Source organism: Butyricimonas paravirosa (genome assembly GCF_032878955.1).
In the GTDB taxonomy this organism is placed as follows: Bacteria; Bacteroidota; Bacteroidia; order Bacteroidales; family Marinifilaceae; genus Butyricimonas; species Butyricimonas paravirosa.
The window spans coordinates 5,360,427-5,386,449 of sequence record NZ_CP043839.1 but is presented as its reverse complement, the minus strand read 5'-3'; the positions used below and the strand labels follow the sequence as shown (position 1 = coordinate 5,386,449).

At 41.1% G+C, this 26,023-nt stretch carries 20 protein-coding genes; 5 read left to right on the top strand and 15 right to left on the bottom strand.

Going from position 1 to position 26,023, the window contains the following annotated elements; genetic code table 11:
• Positions 1-24: 24 nt before the first annotated feature.
• Entirely contained in the window at positions 25-600 is a 576-nt protein-coding gene (locus tag F1644_RS21655) for an NfeD family protein (RefSeq protein WP_118304989.1), read from the bottom strand.
• A gap of 254 nt (positions 601-854) precedes the next feature.
• On the opposite strand from F1644_RS21655, the gene F1644_RS21650 reads away from it, so the two are divergent.
• Together F1644_RS21650 and F1644_RS21645 are read left to right on the top strand one after the other, a co-directional pair.
• A complete protein-coding gene (locus tag F1644_RS21650; RefSeq protein ID WP_027202699.1) occupies positions 855-1,220 on the top strand; it encodes a BlaI/MecI/CopY family transcriptional regulator in 366 nt (121 codons plus the stop codon).
• A gap of 7 nt (positions 1,221-1,227) precedes the next feature.
• Positions 1,228-2,787: a M56 family metallopeptidase gene (locus F1644_RS21645; protein WP_118304990.1), complete on the top strand. Its 1,560-nt coding sequence runs from the start codon at positions 1,228-1,230 to the stop codon at positions 2,785-2,787.
• Positions 2,788-2,910: 123 nt separating this feature from the next.
• Here the strand turns inward: F1644_RS21645 and F1644_RS21640 are convergent, their stop codons facing one another.
• From F1644_RS21640 to F1644_RS21595, 10 genes are all read right to left on the bottom strand, one after another.
• On the bottom strand, positions 2,911-4,221 hold the full coding sequence (locus F1644_RS21640) for a DUF4843 domain-containing protein (RefSeq protein ID WP_118594251.1): 1,311 nt from the start codon (positions 4,219-4,221) through the stop codon (positions 2,911-2,913).
• Between the two features lie 25 nt (positions 4,222-4,246).
• Entirely contained in the window at positions 4,247-4,453 is a 207-nt protein-coding gene (locus F1644_RS21635; RefSeq protein WP_087419950.1) for a hypothetical protein, read from the bottom strand.
• Between the two features lie 17 nt (positions 4,454-4,470).
• Positions 4,471-5,859, bottom strand: coding sequence for a RagB/SusD family nutrient uptake outer membrane protein (locus F1644_RS21630; protein WP_087419949.1), 1,389 nt, complete (start codon positions 5,857-5,859; stop codon positions 4,471-4,473).
• A gap of 12 nt (positions 5,860-5,871) precedes the next feature.
• On the bottom strand, positions 5,872-9,513 hold the full coding sequence (locus F1644_RS21625; protein ID WP_229782442.1) for a SusC/RagA family TonB-linked outer membrane protein: 3,642 nt from the start codon (positions 9,511-9,513) through the stop codon (positions 5,872-5,874).
• A 77-nt stretch (positions 9,514-9,590) separates the two neighbouring features.
• Positions 9,591-10,754: a FecR family protein gene (locus F1644_RS21620; protein ID WP_118304993.1), complete on the bottom strand. Its 1,164-nt coding sequence runs from the start codon at positions 10,752-10,754 to the stop codon at positions 9,591-9,593.
• 433 nt (positions 10,755-11,187) lie between these two features.
• Positions 11,188-11,745 (bottom strand): RNA polymerase sigma factor, encoded by a 558-nt coding sequence (locus F1644_RS21615; RefSeq protein ID WP_087419946.1) that lies wholly within the window; start codon positions 11,743-11,745, stop codon positions 11,188-11,190.
• A gap of 246 nt (positions 11,746-11,991) precedes the next feature.
• Positions 11,992-12,213, bottom strand: coding sequence for a DUF2795 domain-containing protein (locus F1644_RS21610; RefSeq protein WP_009135471.1), 222 nt, complete (start codon positions 12,211-12,213; stop codon positions 11,992-11,994).
• 160 nt (positions 12,214-12,373) lie between these two features.
• Positions 12,374-14,161, bottom strand: a complete 1,788-nt coding sequence (locus F1644_RS21605) for a chloride channel protein (protein WP_087419945.1) — start codon at positions 14,159-14,161, stop codon at positions 12,374-12,376.
• Between the two features lie 19 nt (positions 14,162-14,180).
• Positions 14,181-15,293 carry a DUF4831 family protein gene (locus F1644_RS21600; protein WP_118304994.1) on the bottom strand — a complete coding sequence of 371 codons (1,113 nt, stop codon included), beginning with the start codon at positions 15,291-15,293 and terminating at the stop codon, positions 14,181-14,183.
• Positions 15,294-15,297: 4 nt separating this feature from the next.
• A complete protein-coding gene (locus tag F1644_RS21595; RefSeq protein WP_229782443.1) occupies positions 15,298-16,833 on the bottom strand; it encodes an NAD(P)H-hydrate dehydratase in 1,536 nt (511 codons plus the stop codon).
• Between the two features lie 118 nt (positions 16,834-16,951).
• Here F1644_RS21595 and F1644_RS21590 point away from each other — a divergent pair, with 118 nt between their 5' ends.
• Complete coding sequence (locus F1644_RS21590) at positions 16,952-18,511, top strand: peptide MFS transporter (protein WP_087419943.1); 1,560 nt, start codon at positions 16,952-16,954, stop codon at positions 18,509-18,511.
• Between the two features lie 69 nt (positions 18,512-18,580).
• On the opposite strand, the gene F1644_RS21585 is transcribed toward F1644_RS21590, so the two are convergent.
• The 3 genes from F1644_RS21585 to proS form a co-directional block, all read right to left on the bottom strand.
• A complete protein-coding gene (locus F1644_RS21585; protein WP_168044418.1) occupies positions 18,581-19,450 on the bottom strand; it encodes a DUF3078 domain-containing protein in 870 nt (289 codons plus the stop codon).
• A 128-nt stretch (positions 19,451-19,578) separates the two neighbouring features.
• Positions 19,579-20,799, bottom strand: a complete 1,221-nt coding sequence (gene pepT / locus F1644_RS21580) for a peptidase T (protein ID WP_204247532.1) — start codon at positions 20,797-20,799, stop codon at positions 19,579-19,581.
• 90 nt (positions 20,800-20,889) lie between these two features.
• Entirely contained in the window at positions 20,890-22,365 is a 1,476-nt protein-coding gene (gene proS, locus F1644_RS21575) for a proline--tRNA ligase (RefSeq protein WP_118304996.1), read from the bottom strand.
• Positions 22,366-22,577: 212 nt separating this feature from the next.
• Here proS and F1644_RS21570 point away from each other — a divergent pair, with 212 nt between their 5' ends.
• Together F1644_RS21570 and F1644_RS21565 are read left to right on the top strand one after the other, a co-directional pair.
• Positions 22,578-23,795 carry a hypothetical protein gene (locus F1644_RS21570; protein ID WP_147344439.1) on the top strand — a complete coding sequence of 406 codons (1,218 nt, stop codon included), beginning with the start codon at positions 22,578-22,580 and terminating at the stop codon, positions 23,793-23,795.
• A 24-nt stretch (positions 23,796-23,819) separates the two neighbouring features.
• Positions 23,820-25,313, top strand: coding sequence for an OmpP1/FadL family transporter (locus F1644_RS21565; protein WP_118304998.1), 1,494 nt, complete (start codon positions 23,820-23,822; stop codon positions 25,311-25,313).
• Positions 25,314-25,367: 54 nt separating this feature from the next.
• Here F1644_RS21565 and F1644_RS21560 read toward each other — a convergent pair whose 3' ends face one another.
• A complete protein-coding gene (locus tag F1644_RS21560; protein WP_118594250.1) occupies positions 25,368-25,979 on the bottom strand; it encodes a DUF4923 family protein in 612 nt (203 codons plus the stop codon).
• Positions 25,980-26,023 lie beyond the last annotated feature (44 nt).

Here is a 26,023-nt window from a genome sequence, read left to right as displayed (position 1 = left end):
CTAAGATTAATAATAAATAGTCATTTAAAAACGCTCCACCAGTAAGGTGTTGTCGTTTATCACTTCCACGACCCGAATCGGGGCTCCCGTCTCCAATTCCTCGCCTGCTGTCAGGGCATCAAATTCCCGGATGGCTCCCTGTATCGAGATTTGTACTTTCCCCTCTCCCCGTTTTTCTCCCGGAATCTTCAGGTACACGTTCCCTTTGCACCCCACGGCATTTGCCATGTTGATCGTCCCGCTTTGTTCCATGCGGCTCATGAATCTGAAAATAGCCATCACGGCCATCACTAGCAACACACCGATCACGGCCGACACGAGAATCAACACGAACTGGTTTTCTATCGCTTTTTCAAAAGAGATGATCGACCAACCGAACCCCAGTAGGAAATTGATGAAATTACGGAAAGTAAATAACTGGAAAGGACCGCTATCCCCGTCAGTCGCTGTATCCGCACTCACGTCAACATCCATCCCCCCATCCGTATCCATCCCGATAAAAGTCATGATTGTCTGGATAACAAATACCAAACTGGCAAATAGCGTGATGCACCACACCGATTGCATAAATAACCCCAGAGAACTCCACCATTCTTCCATTACATTCAATTTTAATTAGACGATATTCACTAACTTCCCCACAAGCACACTACTACACAAATATAGACATTTTTACAGGACTTCCTACCCTCCATTAAAATTAAATATACATTCTACCGATCCGGGTAAAATACAAGATTAAATATCTAAAAATAAAAGAATAACAAATCAAAACTAGAGTTTAAAGTTTATTAACTATAAAAATTAGTTTTAAAACTAAATATTTTAGTTCTTTGTTGCAAAAGAAATAAACCATGAAAGGATTAACTAGCAAAGAAGAAGAAATCATGGGCTTTTTCTGGGAGAAAGGCCCTCTATTCGTGAAACAGATGCTTGCATTTTACGAAGACCCGAAACCGCATTTCAACACGTTATCCACCATCGTGCGCGGGCTGGAAGAAAAAGGTTATCTCGCTCACGAAGTTTACGGGAACACCTATCAATATTACGCAATCATTAGTGAGGAAGAGTTCCGCAAAGGCACCTTGAAGAACGTGATCAGCAAATACTTCAACAACTCGTACCTCAGTGCCGTATCTTCACTCGTGCAGGAAGAGGACATTTCATTGGAAGAATTGAAACAACTCATTTCCGAAGTAGAAAAAGCACACGATAAATAAACAATTTATGGGTACTTTCTTTGTCTATATACTAAAAACATCCATCTGTTTAACGGGATTCTACTTGTTTTACAGATTATTACTCAGCAAAGAGACTTTCCATCGTTTCAACCGGGTAGCATTACTGGGTATTCTACTGTTGTCCCTGCTTATCCCGTTCTGTGAAATAACCGTTCCCGAAGAATCGGAAGTACAACAAACATTAGTAACTATTGAACAGATTCTCACCCTGGCAGACCACGTTCCACAAACAGAAGTACAAGCCCTCCCTTCATCCATGCCGTTGTGGCTTCCCGTCCTACTGTGTATCTATTTACTGGGAATTCTTTTCTTCCTCGGACGTAATCTTTATTCACTGTTTCATATGCTCCGGCTATTGCATGGCGGAAGACAGGAAAAGTTAGAAAAAGGTATTACCCTCATCATCCATGACAAGAATATCGCTCCCTTCAGTTGGATGAAATACGTGGTCATTTCCGAGAAAGATTTGCAGGAAAATAGCAAGGAAATTCTCATCCATGAAATGGCTCACGTACATAATCGACATTCCATCGACCTGTTAATCAGCGATATTTGTATCATTTTCCAATGGTTCAACCCTGCCTCCTGGCTCTTGAAACAGGAATTACAGAACATTCATGAATACGAGGCCGATGAAACGGTTATCCGTCAAGGCGTCAACGCGAAACAGTATCAATTATTATTAATAAAAAAAGCTGTCGGCACAAGGCTCTACTCTATGGCCAACAGCTTTAATCACAGTAAACTTAAAAAACGAATAACTATGATGTTAAAAGAAAAATCCAGTCCTTGGGCCCGGATGAAGTACCTCTACGTACTTCCCGTTGCGGCAATCACATTAACCGCTTTCGCCCGTCCCGAAATCTCGAACGAACTAAACGAGATTTCAACTATCAAAGTTAATGATATTACTTCAATTCTCGATGCAAAAGAAGTAAATAATTCCCTTATGGCCGTTGATACGGCTCAAAAAACAGTAATCACAGAATCAACCTTTAAATCCACCCTGCCAGAGGATTCTATTCAAAGCAAAACACAACACTTCTTTTTGAAAATGGAAAAAACGAAAGCTACTTCAGTTCCTCTCAAAATAGGTCAAATAACACTCCAAGATTCATGTATTAGTACAATACCAGAGATTCCCGTTCTATTTATTGTCAATGGCAAAGAAGTTTCTGTCGATTCCGTGAAAATGATTGATCCAAACAAAATTGAAACGATCACGATTCTAAAAGATAAATATGCTATCACCCAGTATGGAGAAAAAGGGAAAGAGGGCGTTGTTTCAATTACTTACACTTCCGGGAGTCCGGACAAAAAAGTAACCTCTTATAAACTGGCAGACGGCACCACAGTCTATTTAGAATCAGAAACGTCAACAACCGGTTCCTACGCGATCATCCACTCTAAAGATACGTCCAGCCTTAGAACCGTGAAACTAAAAGGTGAAGCTCGATTCAAGATTGTCGAAAAAGATTCCATCATCGAGTATCAAGTCACCAGTGACACGTTAAAATACGGTATTCAAAAGAAAAAAGAGAAGTAGTATCGTACTTTCTTCTTGTACTGAGAATGTGAATTACCAAACAGTTTTTCATTTAAGGAAAGAACAGGAGAAAGTTATCTTTCTCCTGTTCAATCAGATAAAACGGTATATCCATATTACCTTTTAATCCTCTATCCGTGAAAACTTGTATGAAAGCGTGTAATTCCCTTTCATGGGTATATTCTTGTCAAAATTTCGATCTCCGGTATAGAACGGATCACTGACATAATCATAAGTTTCTTGCAAAAAGTCCAGGGGAATATATTGAACAATTCTCACTTCCAAAATATCACCATCTTCCAAAATTCGAAAATCTACCTCTGCCGGGGCATAATTCTGGTAGTCCGGGGAAAAATTCAGGTTTACCTTGCTGAAATCCGTTCTTAAAACAGAACGATGTAATCCCCATTCATTCATTTCCGACGGTAGATAGATTTGTTCATTCACAATATCTCGAACTGTCACCTCTGCCCCATCACAAAAATAGTTAACCAAATCACCCGTGAGTTTATTCGTCCGGATAACGTTCTTCCCCCCAGTATTCTCGAATACTAAAATATCGGTCGCTACACATTCGGGCAGATTTTTCACACCCTCCGTATCCCCGGCCATACTAGCTGTACTTGTCACGTAGTCCTTGCTCGAAAACTCCTTGAATTTCCATGATCCGACAAGATCATCAAAATTAACAGGCCCATTTATCGTGATATATGCCCGGTTATTAGAAAGTGAAATCATAAAATTATCTGTTTCCACGAGGCGAAGAACAACTTTATTTTTTCCTTCCTCTTTCTTTAAGAACTTCAGTTTCACCCGAGCCATATAGTCATCCTTCTGGTAAATAAACTGTTTTTCCCCTCCTTCTATTTCATAATGGGTTCCCAATACAGCCGTGGAGGCCGGATCAATTTCGAAAGGGATGGAAATATCGTAAGAAGGACTCGTGTACTCGCGTCCTCCGATATGCAACAAAGCAGCGACCTCCATTTCCGTGTATAAATTATACTCCGTGGAGAGAAAAGACGACGTGAATGGACTTTTAGTTTCAATCGGAATCATCGTTTGCCTGTAAATACCGGGTACATATCCGGTAACCTCTTGCAATGTCAAATGAATTTCCCTTCCCTCGGTCATGTTCGTCACCGGTGTTATCGTTATGATGGCCGAATCTAACCCGGCCTGCACGACAAATTCATGAGCAGAAAGCGAATAATCAATTCCTTCCTCTCCGGTTCCCGCCACAGTAAAAGGAACGGTAATATCTGCCGGTGCGGGTTCAGACAAACGAATCTCTACATTCAAAGATTCACTGGCTGGGAGAATATAATAGGGTCTTCTAAAAGAAACATCCGGGCCTTTATTATCATCGTCCGAGCAACCAGCCATTCCAACCCAGCAACTAATAACTATCAATATAAACAATATTTTTCGCATGACTTTCTGTTTTATAAATTCACAATTATTCTTCATCCGCCCGATCTGCCACGGCTTGGTTGAAAATTGCTCTTTCTACCTCAAGAGCGTCTTGTTCCTCGTAAGTTAATCGTGAAGTAGGAATAACGATACTTGTATCAATCACATCCTCTATACGGGGTGTCAACTCATCGCTATTATCACAAGCCGATAATAAAAGAGAAAACAAGAAAATGCATAATATATATTTCATACCTTATAATTTTTAAATTATTCATAACCTTCATTCTGCACCAAATTCGGATTAACACGTAAATCCTGTTTCCATAGAGGGAACGTGTACAGGTATTTCCATGTCGTGGATTTTATCCCGTTATATCCTACCCAAAACTCCGGACGTCCGTTCCGTTTCAGTTCAAACCAACGATCACCCTCCATGTACAACTCCTTGCGCCGTTCATTCAATATCGAGGCCATCAGAGGAGTCAAAGCCTTACCTTCCGCATCAACCGTCACTAAAGCAGAATTGTCAACTGCCGGCAAAGAAGACATCGTCAAAGGCACGTAATCCGTGATCCGTTTCGCCCGCAAACTATTCAAATACAACAAAGCATTATCCTCATCCTGTAAATGAGCGTAACTTTCCGCCATGATCAAACACATTTCAGCGGAACGAATTTGCATATTCAATCTCTTGGTATTCAAAAATGTCTTATCAAAGAATAATTTGTAACGAATATCCTTTTCTTTCTCCTTAAACAGTTCCGCAAATTTAAGACTCACGGGCCGACGACGTGAATCCGTGGAATAACGGGTTTTGAAAGCCGTAGACAAAGTTCCCCTGTTGTATGAACATAAAATCACGTTTCCCGGTTTCGTCGTGAAAGGCGGTGTTGACTGGATCATAGCCTCATACTCCTCTCCTTCAATCAACGGGTATTTATCTAAAAGTTCTTTGGCCGTCGCCACTGCATTTTTCCAATCTTGCGCCCAGAAATAAGTTCTTGCCAAATAAGCCTTGGCCACGTCAACCGTGAATATATATTCCTCGTCGATCTGATTCAAAGAGATGGCCCTTTTCAAATCTTCAATGATAAAATCCACGGTTTCCTGTATATTCCCTCGCCCCGGTTTTGCCTCCATATCGAAATGATCCACGATCGGGACACCCATGATTTCGGTTGCCCTTTGTTTTTCGTAAGGCTCGCACAATTCCCGCATCATATTATAATACAACACCGCACGCAAGGTGTAGGCTACTGCCGTGATCTTTTTATCCAACTCCGAATCCTTTTCTTTTACATTATCCAGCACGACATTCGCATCCCTCACAACTTGGAATAAATTATTAAACCGGTATATGGCAGAACCGATATAAGACCCCACGTAAATCGGAGTATACGAATTACTAACCGATTTAGAAAGGCTGGCATTCAGATTATCGGAAAAACATTCCCAGCGAAGTACATCATTAAAATTTCCCAGAATCTTATCGGATGTACTGGCCTCTATGTTATACAAATGCGTGTGTATCAAAGACGCGTAATCCTCCGTCGTCTCCGGTAATATCTCCCCGTAAGTCTTCGTTTCCAGATATTCATCACAGGACACGCAAAACCCGGAAAAAATCAGTAAAATATAAACAATATATCTTTTCATAACCTGCTATTTTTAAAAACCGATATTAATTCCCAATGCTATCGAACGCGTGATCGGATAAGTCGTTCCGGGAGTCTCCGGGTCAATACCCGAATAATTCGTGAACGTGAAGAAATTACTCATCATGAACGAAAAGCCCAACGACGATACCCCCACGTGGGTTAACCAGCGTTTCGGTAAGTTATAACTCAATGAAATATCCCGGATTCTCAAATAAGAAACATCTTCCAAGAAACTACCAAGTGTAACACTTGATGATGTCGGGTTATATTGATCCAGGTATAATTTATTCCCGAAAGGATCAATAATTCTGGGATACTTGGCATCAATATTATTCTTTGTCCAGCGATCCGTCATCTCCTTTCTCACGTTCAAGTGATTTCGATACAGATCACTATAAGCCGTCTGTGGTTTCTCCTGCGCATCATATGAACCGGAAACACTCTCGTAGCTCACGGGAGAAGAAATCTGGTTGTTAATCTTTGCCCCGAAAGAATAGGAACCTCCAACACTGCATGACAAATTCTTATAACTGAAACGTAGAGTAAACCCGCCCGTGATCGGGGCTATGGATGTTCCCAAATAATAACGGTAATTTACAAGAGATTTTAAATCAGAAGCCTCATTCACCACGGCGTCCGGACGCAATTTATACATATAAATCCCGTCATAGGGATCAATCCCCAGTTCTTTTCCACCAAAAATAGATTCCAACGGGTAACCGACATATTTCCCTTCACTGACGGTTCCCGATGGAGAAGAAAATTTTGACAACACGTTTCTGTTCCAAGCTATATTTCCAGAGAAACTCAACTTATAATCCCGACGATCGATAACCTTCACGCCTAAAGTCGCTTCCACCCCTTTATTCTCTATATCCGATGCGTTATAACTCTGAGCATTATACCCAGTTGAAGAAACGACCCGTACACGTGAAATTACATCCGTACTCTTCCGCCAGTACCCCTCAACTAACCCGGTAACACGGTCATCAAACAAACCAAAATCCAAAGCCACCTTCATATCCCTTGTCTTCTCCCAACGCAAATGGGGATTCGGGGCCTTATTAATTGATCCCATGATCAGATTATTCCAATATCTACTGGTGTTATACTTGATCACAAGTTCCTTCAAAGTTCCCTGCACGACATTTCCGGTAAATCCGGTTGCCACCCGAAGAGTCAACCGGCTTAACACCGGATGTAAAGATTGCATAAAATTCTCATCATCCACGTGCCAAGCAAATCCTAATGACCATGTCGGGTTAAACTGTTCCTTACTACCGAAATTATTCGAACCATCCGTACGGAAAGAGGCATTCAGTATATAACGTCCCAGGTAGGCATATTCTGTGGATGCGTAAAAAGAAGCATACTTATTCTCCGACCGGGACATTCCGGACAATCCATCGATCAAACTCGTGTACCAGCTCGATCCATAAGTATTATCATCTTCCGGTGGTTCAGGCATACTCGCCAATCCCGTTTTCTCATCATACCCGTAACGTTTCACCGCAACACGTTTACTTTTAGAACCGCGTAACTCGGCCCCGGCTAACACGTTAAGATAATGATCCTCAAACGTATTCGTGTATGAAAAATGTCCGCGTACGTTATATTGTTCCCCGTCCGTAGTAGACTGGGATATAGAACCGTATAGATTCTGGGTATTATTATTCTTGTCAAAACTCAACCGATCCTCGAAAGCGGCATACGACTCACGTCCCAAAATACTTTCCTCCCGGTTATTCGTGTAACCATAAGAAGCCAACCCGGAAAAAGTCAATGTTTTAAGAATTTCAACATCCAGGCTAAATTGTCCGGATACAGAGAATTTCTTTCCTTCACTGGAAGTTTCCTCCATCTCCCGCAATATATTAAACCCGGCCGTGGGTTGATTTTCCGGCGTTTTCGTACCTTCATTAATAGAAGTCAGATTAAAATAAGTCATATCAGGCCGAAAACTACCATCTTCGTTATATGGACGCTCGTACGGATTAGCAAAATAAGCGTATTTAAACGGATCAACATTCATACTGGGCCCATCAGATACAAGATTCGATACCCGTAAGCCCATTCCCATCTTTACCCGTGTCGATGGAGATGCATTAATTTTCAAATTCACCGTGTACCGGTCATAACTATCCTCTTTCAACAAACCATCTTGATGAGCGTACCCTACCGAGGCATAATAAGCAAGCATATTTCCACCCCCGGAAAAAGAAAAATTATGCGTCATATCAAAAGAATTTCTGAATATAACGTCAAACCAATCCGTGGAATGAGATGCCAAATCACGGATATACGCATCTTGCTCGCTCGCCGTCATCGGTTCGAAATCCTCATCGGTCCATAACGTCCCGTTACGTCCGAGTTTGTTGGAACGTAACATCCCGACAATACCGACTACCGGGTAGTGAGCCGCATCAGACACGTATCGATCTGCCGCAAACTCATCCCATAACTCCTGTTCCCACGCCAACTTTTCCGAGGCGTTCATCAATCCGGCATCCCGTTGAGGTTTCAAGCCGAGTCCGAAATGAGCCGAATAATTCATTCTCATTTTTCCCGGAGTCCCCTGTTTCGTCGTTACGACAATGACACCTCCCGCAGCCCGTGAACCGTAAATAGCGGCAGCGGCAGCATCTTTCAAGAACGTGATATTCTCAATATCATTCGGGTTAATACCCGCTATTCCATTCACGAAAATCTCGTTAAAGTTTTCCGACTTCACTTGATCCAACGAAATTTCAGGTAACTCATCCTGCACGGGAACCCCGTCAATTACCCACAAGGGTTCCGCGTTACCGGTAATCGTATTTGTTCCCCGAATCCTAATTTTAGCTGACGAGCCGGGACGTCCCGAACTTGCCGTCACGGCCACCCCGGCAACCAGACCTTGTAATAAATTATCCACGGATGTCGGAATCCGATTTTCCAGATCCTCTCTTCCCAACACGGCCACGGACCCCGCCGCACGTCGCTTGGTCGTCGTCCCGTAACCCGTGATAACAACCTCCTCCAATTCGTCCACTTTCTCTTCCATCACAACACGTACTTCTTTACGGACATCATTAACAGCAACCTCCTGGGACTTCATTCCGACAAAAGAAAATACAAGGACAACACTCTTCCGGTTCATAACAGGCAAGGTGAAACGTCCTGCCGTATCCGTCACGACACCCGAAGTCGTTCCCTTGATCAACACGGTCACTCCCGGTAAAACATTCCCGCGGGTATCCTGCACGATACCCTTTAGTAATTCCTGTTCAACGGTTTGACGACTTTCTCCCTTCACCCGAACGATGGCGATAACATCATTCACCAACTCGTAAGTATACCCGCTACCTTGCAATATACTTGTTAATAAATCACCTAAACTGACATTTTTCAAATGCAGGGAAACATTACCCACTCGTTCCAAATCATTTCCATTGTAAAGGAAACCTTTTCCTGTCAACTGTTCCACCTTCTTAATGCACGTTTTCAAATTGGCATTTTCCACCCTATACTCAGCGACTTGTTGAGCTTTTATCCCGGAAAATCCATTCAAATGAAACGCAAAAAGAAAAATCAGTAAATACTTCATGGCAAGAAATGTCCGATTTCCTCTCAAAGGAATGACTAATTCCCTACACCTTGTCTTTTTTTTCATAACTTTGTAGAGTTTACTTTGTTAAACATTACATGAGATTGGCAGAGGGTTGTGGTAAGCTATTCTGCCTTTCTCTCTTATTTATCTATATAAATTACTTTTCCATCCACTGTAATTTTCAAATCGGAAACCCGTTTTATTAAATCAATGATAATCATCATATTATCAAACCGAGGTAATTTACCAGTAAAAACTTCCTGCCTAGCCTCGGTATTAGCATAAAAAACCTGTACATTATACCATCTTTGTAATATCATAAAAACTTCCTCCACCGTGTGATTATCAAACTGGAAAAAGCCCTCACGCCAAGAAACGAACACATCGGTATCCACGTTCCGAATTTCCATTTTTCGGCTCTCCCGGTGAAACAATAACTGTTCACCCGGTAAAAGATCCTGCTCGTTTTCCGGATTCATACAGTCAGTCAACCGCACTTGCCCGCTGCAAAGCGTGGTTAGCGCTAACGGAGAATCCGCATAAGCCGAAATATTAAAAGAAGTTCCTAGTACACGTACGTTAAACTCATCCGTTCTCACGATAAACGGTTTATTTTTATTTTCCGCCACTTCGAAATAAGCTTCCCCTTTCAACTCGACTTCTCGCAAATCGCCACCGAAAGCCACCGGATAACGTAATTCAGACATTGCATTCAGCCAAACCTTCGTACCATCTGATAACGTCAAAGAATATTCTCCTCCTAACGGGGTTCGAATCATGTTATATTCGTCGATTGTCACACTATCTTTTTTCTCTTCGTAATAAACCACATTCCCCTTTACTTGGATATTGGAACTTCTTTCCCGCAATTTCATTTCCATCCCCTCATGCAGATCTACTTTTTGGCCATTTGCCAAAATCAATTCCGCATGTTTCCCCCCGGCCGACAAAACAACCGGTATCTCTTCCCGAACTTCCCCCGTATGATTCACCAATAAACAAACAAATACCCCGAACAAAAACAACACGGCAGCAACATATGGCAGATTCTTTTTCATTCTTCGATTCAAATCATTCTGATACAAACGGTGTTGATTTCGTCTAAAAGCTTCCTCAACATCCACGCTCTTGTATTGCTCGTATTTATGTTTCAACTCAATAGCAGAAGACAATTTCTGATAAAGAACTCGATTCTGGTCATTTCCCCGCAACCATTCTTGCAAGACAAGGTTTTCCCCTTCTGTCAAAGTCCCCAAAACAGACTTAACAATTATACTCCTAATCTTCTCGTTATCCACATTCATACCATCTTATATTTTTCATACATACACACGAAACGAGAAAACGTGCAAATCATTTCCCTATTTTTTCTGAAAAAATAATCTTCATTATTCACTACAACCATTAAAATCCTGATCTACAACGAAATAGATCCTAAATCTATACAATAACACATTATTCCCACAAATTCTATAATTACACCACATCAAGTGTAATAAAATGTTATAAAATTATGATCAAATTCTTATCATCATGTTACCCGCTCCCATTCCGCTCCCATTCCCGTCCTACTCCGCTCCTATTATTATAACAATATATTATACTTACATAGCAAATATTAACATGATAATAAGTATATAATAATAATTTGATGACATGATAAACACGACTTGTAAACTTTGACAAAATAGTCCGGACATTTATCTTTTTATGAACCTTCAATAAAAAAAAATGAACTCACAAATCACACCAATAACATATTACCCCCAAAACATAAAAACTGATAACATTATTTTGTAGTAACTCTTTACCTCTTCTCAACTGACTCCTGACGGTTTCCTCTGATATCTGAAGCTTATCAGCAATTTTTTGATTTTCTTCCCCGTCCAGTTTCAATAAAAAAATTTGGCGACAACGTTCAGGCAGTTTCTGAATAGCAGCATACAACTCTCTATACACCTCTTCTTCCATCATCTCCCGCAAGAAATCCTCATCAGATTGTTTTTCAAAACCTTCGATAGAAACAGAACGGGAATCTCTTAAATAATTTAACGAACGATTCCGCACAGAACTATAAATATAAGCATGAAAGGACTTGTCATTTATCAACCTCTTACGATCCTCCCACAAACGACAAAAAAAATCCTGAATAATATCTTCTGAGGCCTCCCGGTTCTTCGTGAATTTTATGGAATAAAATAATAAAGGTGTGTAAAATTCATGAAACAAAGTCGCATACGCCTTTCTATCACCATTTGACACTTGTTTCACTAATATTTTCATGGACTTCATCATAACCTTTTATTAAAATATCACACCCATCATCAAGACAATATCTGTCTAAAACCTCCAAATTTTTCTCTTGATATTAACAATTTTCGGATGCAAATATCAAATTTATTAATAAAAATGACAATCCCTATATATAATGAAAAAAGAAAGTCCACTCACAAACAATAGGGAAAACTCCTTCTTGTTATATAAAACAACGAACCACCCCTTACGGAGTGGTTCGTAATCTTTTTCATTTACCTGAATAAATCAATACTCGTCCTCGTTAAAGAAAAAGTCATCTTTACTCGGATAGTCTGGCCAAATATCTTCAATACTTTCAAATATTTCCTCATCATCCTCGATATCCTGAAGATTTTCGATCACTTCCATAGGTGCCCCGGAACGAATGGCGTAGTCTATCAACTCATCTTTTGATGCTGGCCAAGGCGCATCTTCCAATTTTGAGGCAAGTTCTAGTGTCCAATACATAGTTATATCGTTTTTAATGTAATTTCTTATTTTTGCCGCGAATATATAGTTTATTTCTAATAATACAACTTCTTTTTCCTAATAAGAAGTTATTTAGACACATTAAATCTAATGTGTCGCCATAAATAACGCAAAACGATTTAAATTGTTACACTAAAAACTATTCATCATCGGAGAAATGAATCAACACTTTTCGATACGTGTTGAATATCTTCGCTTTAGAAACAAAACCAATATATTTATGATCTTGAAGGACGGGTAGATTCCACGCTTTTGAATCCTCGAATTTCTTCATAACAACCTCCATCGAGTCGTTGATGTCAATCACCACGGAAGGCGTTGTCATGAAATCCCGCACGTAAGTTTTCGAATACAATTCTTGATTAAACATCACTTTACGAATGTCATCCAGCAAAACAATCCCCAGCAATTGCTGGTTGGAATTCAAAACAGGGAATAAATTCCGGCTCGATTTGGAAACCACCTTTACCAGATCACCTAATGTCGCGTCCACCTCGATCGTCTTGAAATCCGTTTCCACCACCTTGTTCAATTTCATCAAAGTCAACACGGCTTTATCCTTATTATGAGTCAACAGGTCTCCCTGCATGGCTAAACGACGGGCATAAATAGAATAAGGTTCCATCCCTTGACTGGTCAGGTAAGAAATAACCGAGGTCAGCATCAAAGGTAGAAATAAGGCATAACCTCCCGAAATCTCGGCAATCAAGAACATGGCTGTTAACGGGGCCTTCATGACCCCGGACATCGTTCCCGCCATTCCCGCCAAGACGAAATGACTGGGTTCCACGATACGGATTCCGCTCATATTAATCAACATCGCCAACAAATACCCGGCAACACCACCCGTGAACAAACTCGGAGCAAAAACACCACCAACACCCCCACTACCATTGGTTAAGGCCGTGGCAATCACTTTTACGAATATCAACCCGACCACGAAAAGAATCATCATCCAGGCACTATCCCGAAAACCGAAGAAATAGGTATTATTCAATAATTTATCGGAATGTCCGGCCATCATGTCATCCAAAGCCGTGTATCCTTCACCGTATAGAGGAGGAAACACGAAAATAATGACACCTAGCAAGGCTCCACCGATGGCTATTCTTTTCCATGTATGCTTGATACGCCCTAAGAATTGTTCTACCCGGAGATTCATCCGAACGAAATACACGGACAACACCCCGGCAAAGATTCCCAGTATAACGTAGTAAGGGAAATTGGCCATCACGAATTTATCCGTGATCTGGTAGGAAAACACGAAACCATCCCCCATGAGGAAGAATGTAACCACGTACGAGGTAATAGCCGTGAACATCAACGGTACCAACGAGGCCATCGTCAAATCAAGCATCAACACCTCCATCGTGAATACAATCCCGGCAATCGGAGCTTTAAAGATCCCGGCAATGGCACCTGCCGCACCACAACCGATCATCAAGGTCATCACCTTGTAGTTCATCCGAAACAAGCGTGCCAGATTCGAACCAATTGACGCCCCGGTCAACACGATGGTAGCCTCCGTCCCGACCGATCCACCAAAACCGATGGTCAGGGTACTGGCAATCATCGAGGTATAGTTGTTGTGCGGCTTGATCATACTATTGCGACGGGAAATAGCATACAATACCTTTGTCACACCATGACTGATTCCCTCTTTCACGAAAAATTTCACAAATAATGTCGTCAGCAATATTCCGATAAAAGGGTATATAAAGAAAAGCAAGTTACCACTGTCCACCTGCATCCGTTCCGTGAAAAACATATGAGTAAAATGTACCATATTTTTCAGCACAACTCCCGCCAAGCCGGTAACAATACCAACCAGAATACTCAGCATGACAATAAATTGCTTCTCTTTGATATAACGGACCCGCCACACCAAAAATTTCCCCAATAACCCCTTTTCGTTAATCGCCGCCATGATCTAAAAGTGTATCAAACTATTTTTTCATTATACCTTTTATAGAACCATATTGCGGGTAGAAATCAATAGAAATACCTTCGTTATTGATGACATCCAAAGGGAATTGCTTGATGAATCCGAGTTGTGGTATAACACACCGAACAGTCATCACGGTCTCTTTTCCTTTCAGCAAACACAAATCGGCAACAGCCGGTTCTCGATAAGAGAGAGACGGAACCGGACGGGAATTCCCTGCCTGTTGGGCATCTTTTTTCGGAACATAGATATTTTTCAATTCAACAATATAAGGGATAGCAGACACGTTATTTCTTGCCGTGATCCCGTCGTTCGCAGAAAAACGGAACAAAACAATCGATTCATCGGCTTTTTCCGGAACAAAAGAGATGGTTTTAACCACTTCACGGGTTTCCCTTTTTCCCATGAACAAACTCATGTAATTTGCCTCAAGTTCATCCAGAGCTTTTAAAGCTTCTGACGTGGCCGAACCTCCGGCCAGTAATTCCAATCTCTTTTTACGAATATTGAATATCTCTGACGTGATCTCATCCACGTAATCTTTATTTTCTTTTAACACGTGCCGTTCTATCGGGTCCCATACCCGGCGCATCTCACCTTCAACTTCCATCTCCGTGAAATTGGAATCAAGAACTTCCTTTTGGGTGGAACGAATACCGAAATACACGTAATTAATACCTGTTCCCACGCTTTTCTCCTTTTCCTCGTAAACAATCTCTTCGTCACGAGTTTGGTTCGTGATGCCACTTCCCACACCGGCTAAAAAGCCTTCAGGAGTTACATTCAATAAAATAGAGTTATATTCTCCGACAGCATTCACAGTATAAGAAGCTTTCGGATCAGGCAAGGCCCGCGGAATAAATTTGATGTTTTTAATCATCCATTCTTCGCCTTCACTCGTGATTTCCGGAGAAACACCTAACTGTTGTTCGGCATATTGTCGGAAAGGCCCCGGAATCAAACGACTACATTCCATCGTAACAACCACGTCGTAACTGATCTTTGGTAAAGTATAATCAACTGACACCTGCGTGGTCAATTCTCTCTTTTTCTGTCCCGAAACAGACAGGGATATTAATCCCACTAACCCGATTATAAAAAATAACTTTTTCATCTTTCTATCGCTGTTTAGCCATATTATATGTTTCCATCTTTTTCCACACCCAACCCAGTTTATCGGCAATGTCCCCGGCACGTGTACCTCTCATTCCCTGCTCTTCCGCAACCAAATCACCAGCCCAACCGTGGGCATATACCCCGATTATCGCCGCATCCAATGACGAATGTCCACTTGCCAGTAAAGCCGCAATAATACCCGTCAACACGTCTCCTGCTCCCCCTTTAGCCATTCCCGGGTTACCTGTCATGTTAAAGTAACATTCACCCTCCGGGGTAGCTATTATTGTATGCGCACCTTTCAGCACGACATACACTTGGTGTAGACTTGCAAAGGTGCTTAATTTATTTAATCTATCAAAATCATTTACACTTTTTCCTGCTAATCTTTCAAATTCTTTCGGGTGAGGTGTCAGCACGGCTCCTTTCGGAAGCAGTTCCAGTAATCCGGAATCCGCTGCCAACAAATTCAAGGCGTCTGCATCCAACACGATCTTTCCTCGCCATACGGATAATAGCTGACGAATTCCTTCTGCCGTGACAGGTGAAGTCCCGATCCCCGAACCAATCCCAACCGCTTGGATACGGGAAAGATTGTCTACACCGGAAAAACAAAATTCATTCCGATCCACTTCAACCAGAGCCTCCGGCACGGAGAGATGAATCATTTCTTTCAACTTACGGGGAACATGCACGGAAAGCAGTCCCGTTCCGGACCGAATAGCCCCTTTGGCTGCTAACATGGCTGCCCCCATCATGGAATAAGAGCCTACTATTAATAAGGTATTACCCAAAGTCCCCTTGTGAGAGAACTTTCCCGGGATCAATAACCGGGATGCAACCACTTCTTCTGTCAGATAATAATAAGCAGCAGGATACTCCCGCAAGATAATCGGGTGTAAACGAATATCCAGCACTTCCCAATGTCCCACGTAAACTACATTTTCCGGGAACATAAAGGCTAATTTAGGAAATTGAAAAGTGAACGTGTAATCGGCCTTTATGATCGCCCCGTTATTTTCCCCGTTATCCTCTCCCATCAAACCGGATGGCATATCTATTGCTACAACCGGATGGGACAAACAATTTATCCGGTGAATTATATCTCCCAAAAATCCCGTTACCGGACGATTTAATCCGGCCCCGAAAATGGCATCCACCAGCACACTATTTTCGTCCGGCTGCAAATTATCCGGATTTTTCACCTCAATATAACATCCTCCCATATCAATGAAACGTTTCCTGTTCACGGCACAATCCGGAGAGAGACAATCGTTTTCATGCAAACCGAAAGCCTTGACATTCAATCCTTTTTGATGTAACAATCTTGCCACAACATACCCGTCTCCCCCGTTATTTCCGGAACCGGCCAGAATGTTAAAAATATGACTATTGGGAAAAAAAATCAATAATTTTTCTGTAAAAACAGTAGCCGCCCTCTCCATCAAATCTAATGATGTTACCGGCTCATTCTCAATCGTATATTTATCCAATTTTTGTAAATCCGATGTCTTGAAAATTTTATTATTCTTCAACATGACGATAGGTTTCAAACGTTTTCAATGACTAAAGATAAAAAAATAATTTATATTTGCAGACTATTAGCGTGAACGAAAAAATTTAATTATTTACCAATACAAATTAAAAACAAAAGTTATGTTCAAAAATCATCCTAAAGGGTTGCTCACCGCGGCTCTAAGTAATATGGGAGAACGTTTCGGCTATTACATCATGAATGCCGTGCTAGTGTTGTTCCTATGTTCTAAATTTGGTTTGAGCGAAGCCGCCAGTGGTACCATTTATTCCTTTTTTTACGCCGGCATATACATTTTAAGCCTTGTCGGAGGTCTTATTGCTGACCGCACGCAAAACTACAAAGGAACCATTAAGACGGGTCTTGTAGTTATGGCAATAGGGTACATTATCCTATCTGTTCCAATCCTCGCGACATCGCAAAATACAACTTGGTTATTAACTCTTACTTGTGTTGCTTTGTTCTTGATTGCATTCGGTAACGGTTTATTCAAAGGTAACTTGCAGGCAATTGTAGGTCAAATGTATGATAATTTTGAAGCCGAGGCTGCAAAACAAGGGCCAGAAGCTCTCAAAATTGCAAAAGACAAGAGAGATTCAGGTTTCCAGATTTTCTACGTATTCATCAACGTGGGTGGTCTAATTGCTCCGTTCATCGCTCCGGTTTTACGCCAATGGTGGTTGGGAGTAAACGGATTATCTTATAACGCACAGCTTCCTGCCCTTTGCCACGAGTACATTAATAATGCTGCAAACATGGCTCCCGAAGCTCTTGCTAACTTACAGCAACTTATGACTGCTGCCGGAGGAGCTATCACCGATATGACAGCCTCTTGTCTCCAATATCTGCAAATTTTTAATGAAGGTATTCACTACTCATTCATTGCTTCTGTTGCAGCCATGCTTATTTCTCTTGTAATTTTCTTTGTTTCGCAAAAAACATTCCCGAATCCGGCAAAGAAAGCCGTAACACAGAGTGTAACCTACACGGCAGAGGAAAAAGCTGCTATGGCTAAAGAGATTAAACAAAGAATGTATGCATTATTTGCTGTTTTAGGCATCGTTATCTTCTTCTGGTTCTCATTCCACCAGAACGGTATGTCCCTTTCATTCTTTGCCCGCGACTTCGTAGATTCTTCTGCAGTTGCTCCTGAAGTATGGCAAGCTATCAACCCGTTCTTTGTTATTGTCCTTACTCCAATGATTATGGCAATTTTCGGATTCCTTGCAAGACGCGGTAAAGAGATTTCAACCCCAAGAAAGATTGCCATCGGTATGTTCATTGCAGGTTTGGCATTCTTGTTCCTTGCTGTTTTCTCAATCATGAAAGGTTATCCTTCCGCAGACGCGTTCAGAGGTCTTCCTATTGCAGAACAAATGGCAGCAAAAGCTCATTGGTGGGTTCTTATCGTTACTTACTTCTTCTTAACAGTTGCTGAGTTATTTATCTCACCTCTAGGATTATCATTTGTATCAAAAGTTGCTCCAAAAAGTATGCTTGGCTTGTGTCAAGGTTTGTGGCTTGCTGCTACCGCTCTTGGTAACCTTCTACTTTGGATTGGTCCTCTCATGTACAACTCATGGCCGATCTGGCAATGCTGGTCAGTATTCTTGATCGTATGCCTTGTATCTATGGGTGTTATGCTTGGTATGGTGAAATGGCTTGAAAGAGTGACAAAATAACCTTATTTATCAACATATAAAAAAAGGGTTCAGAAATTCTGAACCCTTTTTTTATATCAAAATCAGCTCTTAGAAATTTATCTGAAGTCCCACTCCCAACACTTCTTTAAACTGTACTCTCGGACCCGCAGTACCGTCTTTTTGGGCGATCTTTACATCATTGTCATATAACAAGTTTGTTGACAAAGTCGTTGAAAACCATTTATTAATCGCCATATTTAATTGTACCTCCCAGCGAACATCCACGTTCTGAGGATCTTCCAGATAATTGGAATATAATTCCAAACGAGAATAAACCTTCATGTTAGGCAAAAACTCGTAATTCACCTCTGCTTTCAAGTTTGCACCAAACTCGGATAATAGATGTTTTCCTTTATCCACACCGAAAGCCCCTTCATCTGCCAAACGACTGTCGGCAACAATAGTTCCCCTCCAAGAGGCCGGAGTGAAAGTGGCAGTGAATATCTTATTCGGACTCCAAGTAACACCGGTACCAATCATCAAGTATCCCGGAGCCATAAACTTTGAGATAAAGTCAGAATCCTCGATGTTGTAATCGTATCCTTTCGCAAACTGTGTGTTGAAGTTCAATAAAGCACTCCAGTAAAGTGTCTTGTAAATCTGATACCCGTAAGTCGAGGCGAAGTATATCTTATCGTTTGTTTTCCGGGCACTCTTGCCATCATTTTTCGTCAAACCGTATCCCAGTTCCAAACGATTTTGCCACAACTGACGATCTCGTTTAAAATCGGCACTATATGTTATCTGGCTATCAAATGCCAAAGCAGACTCACCTCCGGCAGACCAACTACTCAAACTTACTTGCGTTAATTTTAACCCGAAGTAACCGGCTTTTGTCCATGCAGTATCTCTTACCGGTTGCGCATACAATTGTCCTAAACCCAATACAAATAGGGCAATAACAAAGAATCTTTTCATCATACTCTCATTAAATTATTTAGGTTTAAATTTTAATATCTTTTGACTGGTAAACGTAAAACAACAAAGATTTGTTATAAAAAAAGCAGGTTATTTTCTAACCTGCTTCAGAAGAAGTGTTTCTTCACTTATATTTTAGCACATAACTCGGAGATCTTCACAATCACGTTCACGATCTTCTCCATGGAAGACACGGGGATATACTCGTAACGTCCATGCCCGTTATGCGCCCCATTGGACAAATTCGGTGTGGGCAATCCCATAAATGACAATCTTGACCCGTTAGTACCACCGCGAATAGGAACAATCAAAGGTTTAATGCCCAATTCTGCCATGGCCTGTTTGGCTATTTCTACGATATATCTTACCGGTTCCAAACGTTCTTTCATATTCGCATACTGATCCTTCATTTCCAGAAGTACCGGTAAATCATACTTCTTTGAATATTCCCGAACTCCATTTTCAATGACGTCCTTTCTCCATTCAAAACGCTCCTTATCAAAATCGCGAATCAATATTTCCAACAAGGTTTCTTCTACCGTCCCTTTAATGGAATAGATATGAAAGAACCCTTCGTAACCGGAGGTATATTCCGGAGCATCTTTTTTAGGGAGACTAGCCATAAATTCATTAGCCACCTTGATTGAATTGACCATTTTATTCTTGGCATATCCCGGATGAAAATTACGCCCTTTAAACGTCAAACGAGCTAAAGCAGCATTAAAATTCTCACACTCTAACTCTCCGATCTCTCCCCCATCCAAAGTATAGGCAAATTTAGCCCCGAATTTTTTCAGATCAAAATGATCAACACCTTCCCCGATTTCTTCATCCGGCGTGAAACAAACTGCAATACGTCCATGCTTGATTTCCGGATGTTGAACCAAATACTCCATTGCTGTCAGAATTTCGGCGATCCCCGCTTTGTCATCTGCTCCTAAAAGCGTGTTACCATCCGTAACGATCAAATCCGTACCGACATAATTCATCAGTTCCGGAAAATCATCCGGTGACAGCGTGAATCCCTTTTCCTTGTTCAACAACACGTCATTTCCCCTGTAATTCTCGATAATCTGAGGTTTCACGTGTTTACCCGTCATGTCCGGACTGGTATCCATATGAGCGATAAACCCTATCGAAGGACACTCTCTATCAGCATTAGCAGGTACAAACCCCATGACATACCCGTAATCATCCACGGCAACATCCTGCATCCCTATTTTCTGCATCTCCTCGCAAAGAAGATAGGCAAACTGCAATTGTCCCGGAGTACTTGGAACTAAACCCGTCTCCCGATCCGATTCCGTGTGAATCTTAGCATACCTGATAAAACGCTCAACTACTGGCAGCATAAAATAATTTTAGATTTATGATTTATGATTAAGTGATTTATAATCCCGTAACGTGAATCACGCAATCATAAATCACACAATCATCAATTAGTAGGCTCTCGCAATCAACACCCTCTTATGAGAAGGTTTACCTGTTACCATACACTTACCCTCCTCATCGGGAGCATCGAATGGAATACAGCGGATGGTTGCTTTCGTTTCGTTCTTGATAAGTTCTTCAGTTTCCGGGGTTCCATCCCAATGACACAGGAAGAATCCGCCTTTCGTGTCCAACAAAGTCTTGAACTCCTCGTAAGAATCCACTTTTGTAATCAATTTAGAACGACGTTCCAAAGCCAGTTTGTATATATTTTCCTGAATTTCCTCCAACAACGTCTCGATATGTTGTTCCACGCCTTCCAATGGCAATGTTTCCTTGGTCAAAGTATCACGACGAGCCACCTCAATCGTACCATTTTCAAGATCACGTTCCCCCATAGCCAGACGTACCGGAACTCCTTTCAACTCGTAATCGGCAAATTTCCAACCTGGTTTTTGCGTGTCACGATCGTCAAATTTCACGCTGATTCCCGCAGCCTTTAATTTATCCATCAACCCGCTAACCGTTTGACGGATTTTTTCTAATCCTTCCAAACTCTTATAAATAGGCACTATTGCCACTTGCAACGGAGCTAACTTCGGAGGTAATACCAAACCGTTATCATCGGAATGTGACATGATCAGCGCTCCCATCAAACGAGTAGAAACTCCCCATGAAGTTGCCCATACATATTCCTGTTTTCCCTCTTTCGTGGCAAATTGTACATCAAAAGCCTTCGCAAAATTCTGACCTAAGAAATGAGAGGTTCCGGACTGAAGGGCTTTCCCGTCCTGCATCATCGCCTCGATAGTCAAGGTATCCAATGCCCCGGCAAAACGTTCCGTTTCACTCTTATGCCCCATAATCACCGGCATAGCCATCCATTTTTCGGCAAACTCAGCATATACACGAATCATTTTCTGAGCTTCCTCAATGGCTTCCTCTTTCGTCGCGTGAGCCGTGTGTCCTTCTTGCCACAAGAATTCAGCAGTACGCAGAAACATACGCGTACGCATCTCCCAACGCATCACGTTAGCCCATTGGTTACAGAGGATAGGAAGATCACGATAAGACTGAATCCAGTTTTTATAAGTATTCCAAATAATCGTTTCAGAAGTCGGACGAATAATATATTCCTCCTCCAGTTTGGCAGCAGGATCCACAACTACCCCACCTCCATTCGGATCATTTTTTAATCGATAATGAGTTACAACCGCACATTCTTTCGCGAAACCCTCCACGTGATCAGCCTCTTTTGAAAAGAAAGATTTGGGGATTAACAACGGGAAATAAGCATTACTATGCCCCGTTTCCTTGAACATCTTGTCCAATTGTTGTTGCATTTTTTCCCATATGGCATAACCGTAAGGTTTAATCACCATACATCCTCTTACAGCTGAATTCTCTGCTAATCCGGCTTTTACGACCAGATCATTGTACCATTGCGAATAATTTTCTTCTCTTGAAGTTAAAAACTTAGCCATCTCATTATTTTTTGATAAAACAGCAGCAAATTTAAAACAAAAACTAGGAAATCCGATTATTATTTTCTATTTTTATAACATAGAATACAAAACAAGCCGCATGGGATGCTTGTAACAGGGAAACACCGAATGAATGGTACGCATTTTGTTAGAAGTAAATAAACCAATAGTCAATGAATTTGTCATACAAGAAAGGAATTAATATTATTACTATGAAGATAGCATTATATTTTTCAGCATTAGCAGTCCTATTAGGCGCTTGCTCTTCCTCGCAAAACTTCACGCGAGCGCAGGAAGATGATATCTACTATGTTCCTGGTAAACGTTCCCTCTTCGCTCAAGAAATTAAAGACAAGACCGGAGTGGACATTACCTCGAATACTTCTTCTAGTTCTCAAATTAGTAAAAACACAAACAATGATAAAGTTTATCCGAAGGAAATAGATAACAGTGTAAACCCGAAATCTCATTCCATCGGTATGGCTCGTTATGCAACTGAAAAACAGGTGCAAAAAGAAGAGGCCAGAACCGGACAAACTGTTAACCGGGTTGCAGTTCCGGCAGATGACGGGTACTGGATCGGAGGCTTTAAAGGTAGTGAAAATGATTTGGAAGAGTGTGTCCGGATCATGAATCGTTACCCGGAAGGTTTCGCCTATTTTGGAAACGGGTACGAAATTGCCCAGAATCTCTCGTTCAGCTCCGACTGGAACGTGTACACGATTGACGGTCGCTACTGGTGGTTCCCCAGCAGTTCGAACGTGGGACTATACTCTCAATTAATTTTCGGTAATTACCCGAAATACATTTGGACCGTGATTTGGAACGATCCTCGTTTTGATAGTTTTGCATGGAGTAATAACGTAAGTTTCGGCTGGAACCGCTGGGGATGGGGAGCCTCGTTCGGTTGGGGTAACTCTTGGGGATGGGACCCATACTGGAACAATTACTATAGTTACGGTTATAATCCGTGGGGTTGGGGACATGGTTTCTACGATCCATGGGGCTGGAATCCTTATTGGAACCACTATTACGGTTATTATCCACACTGGGGACATCGTCCGGGACATGGACATCACGGCCCAAACTGGGGTAACCATCGACCGGACTGGGGTGGTGCCAGCAAACCAACTGTAACTACTCGGTATGCTCCTAAAAAGCAATACACGACGAATAGAAACGCCCGGTCATATAGTACCTATTCAAGAACTTCAAGAAGTTCCGCTATACAATCCAGGTCAAACAGCAGCCGCTACGAATCAGGCTCAAACTACAATCCATCGCATAACAACTCCAGCAATTCATCAGGAAGTTATTCCAGAGGAAACAGCACTGGCTCATATGGAAGTAGTTCCACAACGCGTTCTAGTAGTGGTAGTAGCAGTAGTGGCGGACGTGTTGAGCGTACAAGTACCGGACATAGAAAATAAATTTGTAGAATCAATATTTAGAATATGAAGATCGCATATATACTAACACTAATGCTCTTTTTCTCTCTTTTTGCCTCTGCACAAAATGAAGAAGATGCAATTAGATTCTCTCGAATCTCTCCTTTCGGAACAGCTAGATCAGCAGCAATGGGTGGTGCATTTGGTGCTTTAGGAGGTGATTTATCCACCCTAAGTACAAATCCGGGAGGAATTGGTGTATTTAGAAAATCAGAGGCTAGCTTCACATCCATGCTTGATTTTGCTCATGCAAAAACAGGAAAATTTGACTATGAAAAAAATATGTATTTATTGGGAGATTTAGGTTTCGTCCTGTCATTTACACCCATGAGTGACAAATGGAAAAACATTAATATCGGATTCAATTATACAAATCTTAATAATTTCAACAGGAACATTTATCAAGGTAATTTTATATCGAAAGGTTCTTCTATGATTGATGTATGGAAAGCAGAGGCTGATGGGAAGCCTGTAAGCGATTTAAATCCATTTACCACAAGACTAGCTTATGATGCTTACCTTCTTAATTTACCGGAAGGAAGTACGAACAACATATATGATATTCCAATAAATAACACCCATTCTGTAGAAGAGTTAAAATACACGAAAGAAAGGGGGTATCAGGCTGAATATGCAATCTCTGCGGGAGCTAATTATGACGACAAATTTTATTTTGGTGCCACGTTAGGAATTCAATCTCTTCATTTCAAATCCTATTCATATTACACTGAATGGGTTGTAGGAGATGAAATTGACAGCAAATTAAAGGGCTTCACTTTCGATCAAGATTTTACCACTAGTGGTACTGGAGTTAACTTTAAATTTGGAATGATTTATCGTCCTATACCAGCAATACGTATCGGGGCAGCTATTCACACTCCAACATATTATAATTTAGATGCCTATGCGATGAATTGGGTTTCATCAGAATTTGTAGAACTTCCGTTTGAAGGAGCTGATCCCGGAAATGATCTAACTTATGGAATGTATCAAGAAACCGATTATTCCTACAAATTAAAAACCCCATGGAGAGTAATAGGAAGTCTTGCAACAGTTCTCGGACAAAGAGCTATTATTAGTGCTGATTACGAATATATTGATTACACTTCGGCCAAATTTACCAATAGTGGCTCAGGTAACGAGTATGTCGCAACTAATGATGCCATAAAGACTATTTATAAAGGTACTCATAATTTCCGTGCCGGAGCAGAATATCGATTTAACAGCGTGTTCTGTCTACGAGGTGGTTATGCTTATTCTGCCTCACCCTACACGAAAGGAGAAATGAATGAAAAAAATGACATTCAAACAATCACTGGTGGTCTAGGATTAAATTTCGGAGTATTCTATGCAGACTTTGCTTATCTTCATAAGAATTCAAAGTTAAACGGTCTATTCTATTATTATGAAACTTCAAAGGGGGAAGTTATTGAATCACCCGAATTTCAGACAAAATTTAAAGATAACGAATTCAGACTAACATTAGGAATCAGATTTTAATAGACAAGAACGGGGACTATCAAAGTCCCCGTTTCTTTTTCGCTATCTGGCAAACTATTTCTTCATTTCAAATCCTAAAAGAATCTCATCATACCCATCTATTAATGAAGTAGTCGTTTTATCTGATTTTTTCAAAGCAGAGGATAATACACTAACAAAGTTCATAAGTTTTTCCGTATTGAAAAGCAATGATACCTGTTCTCCTGATTTCACTAACTGCACTTCCACACTTTTCACCGTGATCGTTTTTGCCAACACATAATGTAATGTCAATACACGTGTCTTCTCGTCCAAAGAATACGTTCCTTTTAATACCTTCTTCCCTATCGTATTTGTAAACGTACTATCACTATTAAACGTGTAGCTAAAATTCCCCGGTACAATCCCCAACTTTGTGTAAATATTCTCCATTTTTTTCTCTAACGCTGAGGTTACCAATGAACCACTCGCCTCTTTCAACAAATCCCCACTCGTCATTTTACAAGCAGGCTCCACGTAATTCCAAGTTCCTTGAAGATCCGACAATTTAATCACATTACCTGTTACAAGATTCACCACGTCCTTTACCTTCGATGAATTCAAAATGTCCTTCAATGATTGGGCTTGTACTAATTGTACTCCCCCAAAGCACATCAACACACAACAAATTACAATAACTCGTTTCATAAAATATAATATTAGATTAAGAATATAAAAAAGACTTGCATAAT

What these genes read in the sequence shown, in the direction of transcription:
- F1644_RS21655 (WP_118304989.1), bottom strand. Translation starts at nt 600, where the DNA reads ATGGAAGAATGGTGGAGTTCTCTGGGGTTATTTATGCAATCGGTGTGG.
- F1644_RS21650 (WP_027202699.1), top strand. Translation starts at nt 855, where the DNA reads ATGAAAGGATTAACTAGCAAAGAAGAAGAAATCATGGGCTTTTTCTGG.
- F1644_RS21645 (WP_118304990.1), top strand. Translation starts at nt 1,228, where the DNA reads ATGGGTACTTTCTTTGTCTATATACTAAAAACATCCATCTGTTTAACG.
- F1644_RS21640 (WP_118594251.1), bottom strand. Translation starts at nt 4,221, where the DNA reads ATGCGAAAAATATTGTTTATATTGATAGTTATTAGTTGCTGGGTTGGA.
- F1644_RS21635 (WP_087419950.1), bottom strand. Translation starts at nt 4,453, where the DNA reads ATGAAATATATATTATGCATTTTCTTGTTTTCTCTTTTATTATCGGCT.
- F1644_RS21630 (WP_087419949.1), bottom strand. Translation starts at nt 5,859, where the DNA reads ATGAAAAGATATATTGTTTATATTTTACTGATTTTTTCCGGGTTTTGC.
- F1644_RS21625 (WP_229782442.1), bottom strand. Translation starts at nt 9,513, where the DNA reads ATGAAAAAAAAGACAAGGTGTAGGGAATTAGTCATTCCTTTGAGAGGA.
- F1644_RS21620 (WP_118304993.1), bottom strand. Translation starts at nt 10,754, where the DNA reads ATGAATGTGGATAACGAGAAGATTAGGAGTATAATTGTTAAGTCTGTT.
- F1644_RS21615 (WP_087419946.1), bottom strand. Translation starts at nt 11,745, where the DNA reads ATGATGAAGTCCATGAAAATATTAGTGAAACAAGTGTCAAATGGTGAT.
- F1644_RS21610 (WP_009135471.1), bottom strand. Translation starts at nt 12,213, where the DNA reads ATGTATTGGACACTAGAACTTGCCTCAAAATTGGAAGATGCGCCTTGG.
- F1644_RS21605 (WP_087419945.1), bottom strand. Translation starts at nt 14,161, where the DNA reads ATGGCGGCGATTAACGAAAAGGGGTTATTGGGGAAATTTTTGGTGTGG.
- F1644_RS21600 (WP_118304994.1), bottom strand. Translation starts at nt 15,293, where the DNA reads ATGAAAAAGTTATTTTTTATAATCGGGTTAGTGGGATTAATATCCCTG.
- F1644_RS21595 (WP_229782443.1), bottom strand. Translation starts at nt 16,833, where the DNA reads ATGTTGAAGAATAATAAAATTTTCAAGACATCGGATTTACAAAAATTG.
- F1644_RS21590 (WP_087419943.1), top strand. Translation starts at nt 16,952, where the DNA reads ATGTTCAAAAATCATCCTAAAGGGTTGCTCACCGCGGCTCTAAGTAAT.
- F1644_RS21585 (WP_168044418.1), bottom strand. Translation starts at nt 19,450, where the DNA reads ATGAAAAGATTCTTTGTTATTGCCCTATTTGTATTGGGTTTAGGACAA.
- proS (WP_118304996.1), bottom strand. Translation starts at nt 22,365, where the DNA reads ATGGCTAAGTTTTTAACTTCAAGAGAAGAAAATTATTCGCAATGGTAC.
- F1644_RS21570 (WP_147344439.1), top strand. Translation starts at nt 22,578, where the DNA reads ATGAAGATAGCATTATATTTTTCAGCATTAGCAGTCCTATTAGGCGCT.
- F1644_RS21565 (WP_118304998.1), top strand. Translation starts at nt 23,820, where the DNA reads ATGAAGATCGCATATATACTAACACTAATGCTCTTTTTCTCTCTTTTT.
- F1644_RS21560 (WP_118594250.1), bottom strand. Translation starts at nt 25,979, where the DNA reads ATGAAACGAGTTATTGTAATTTGTTGTGTGTTGATGTGCTTTGGGGGA.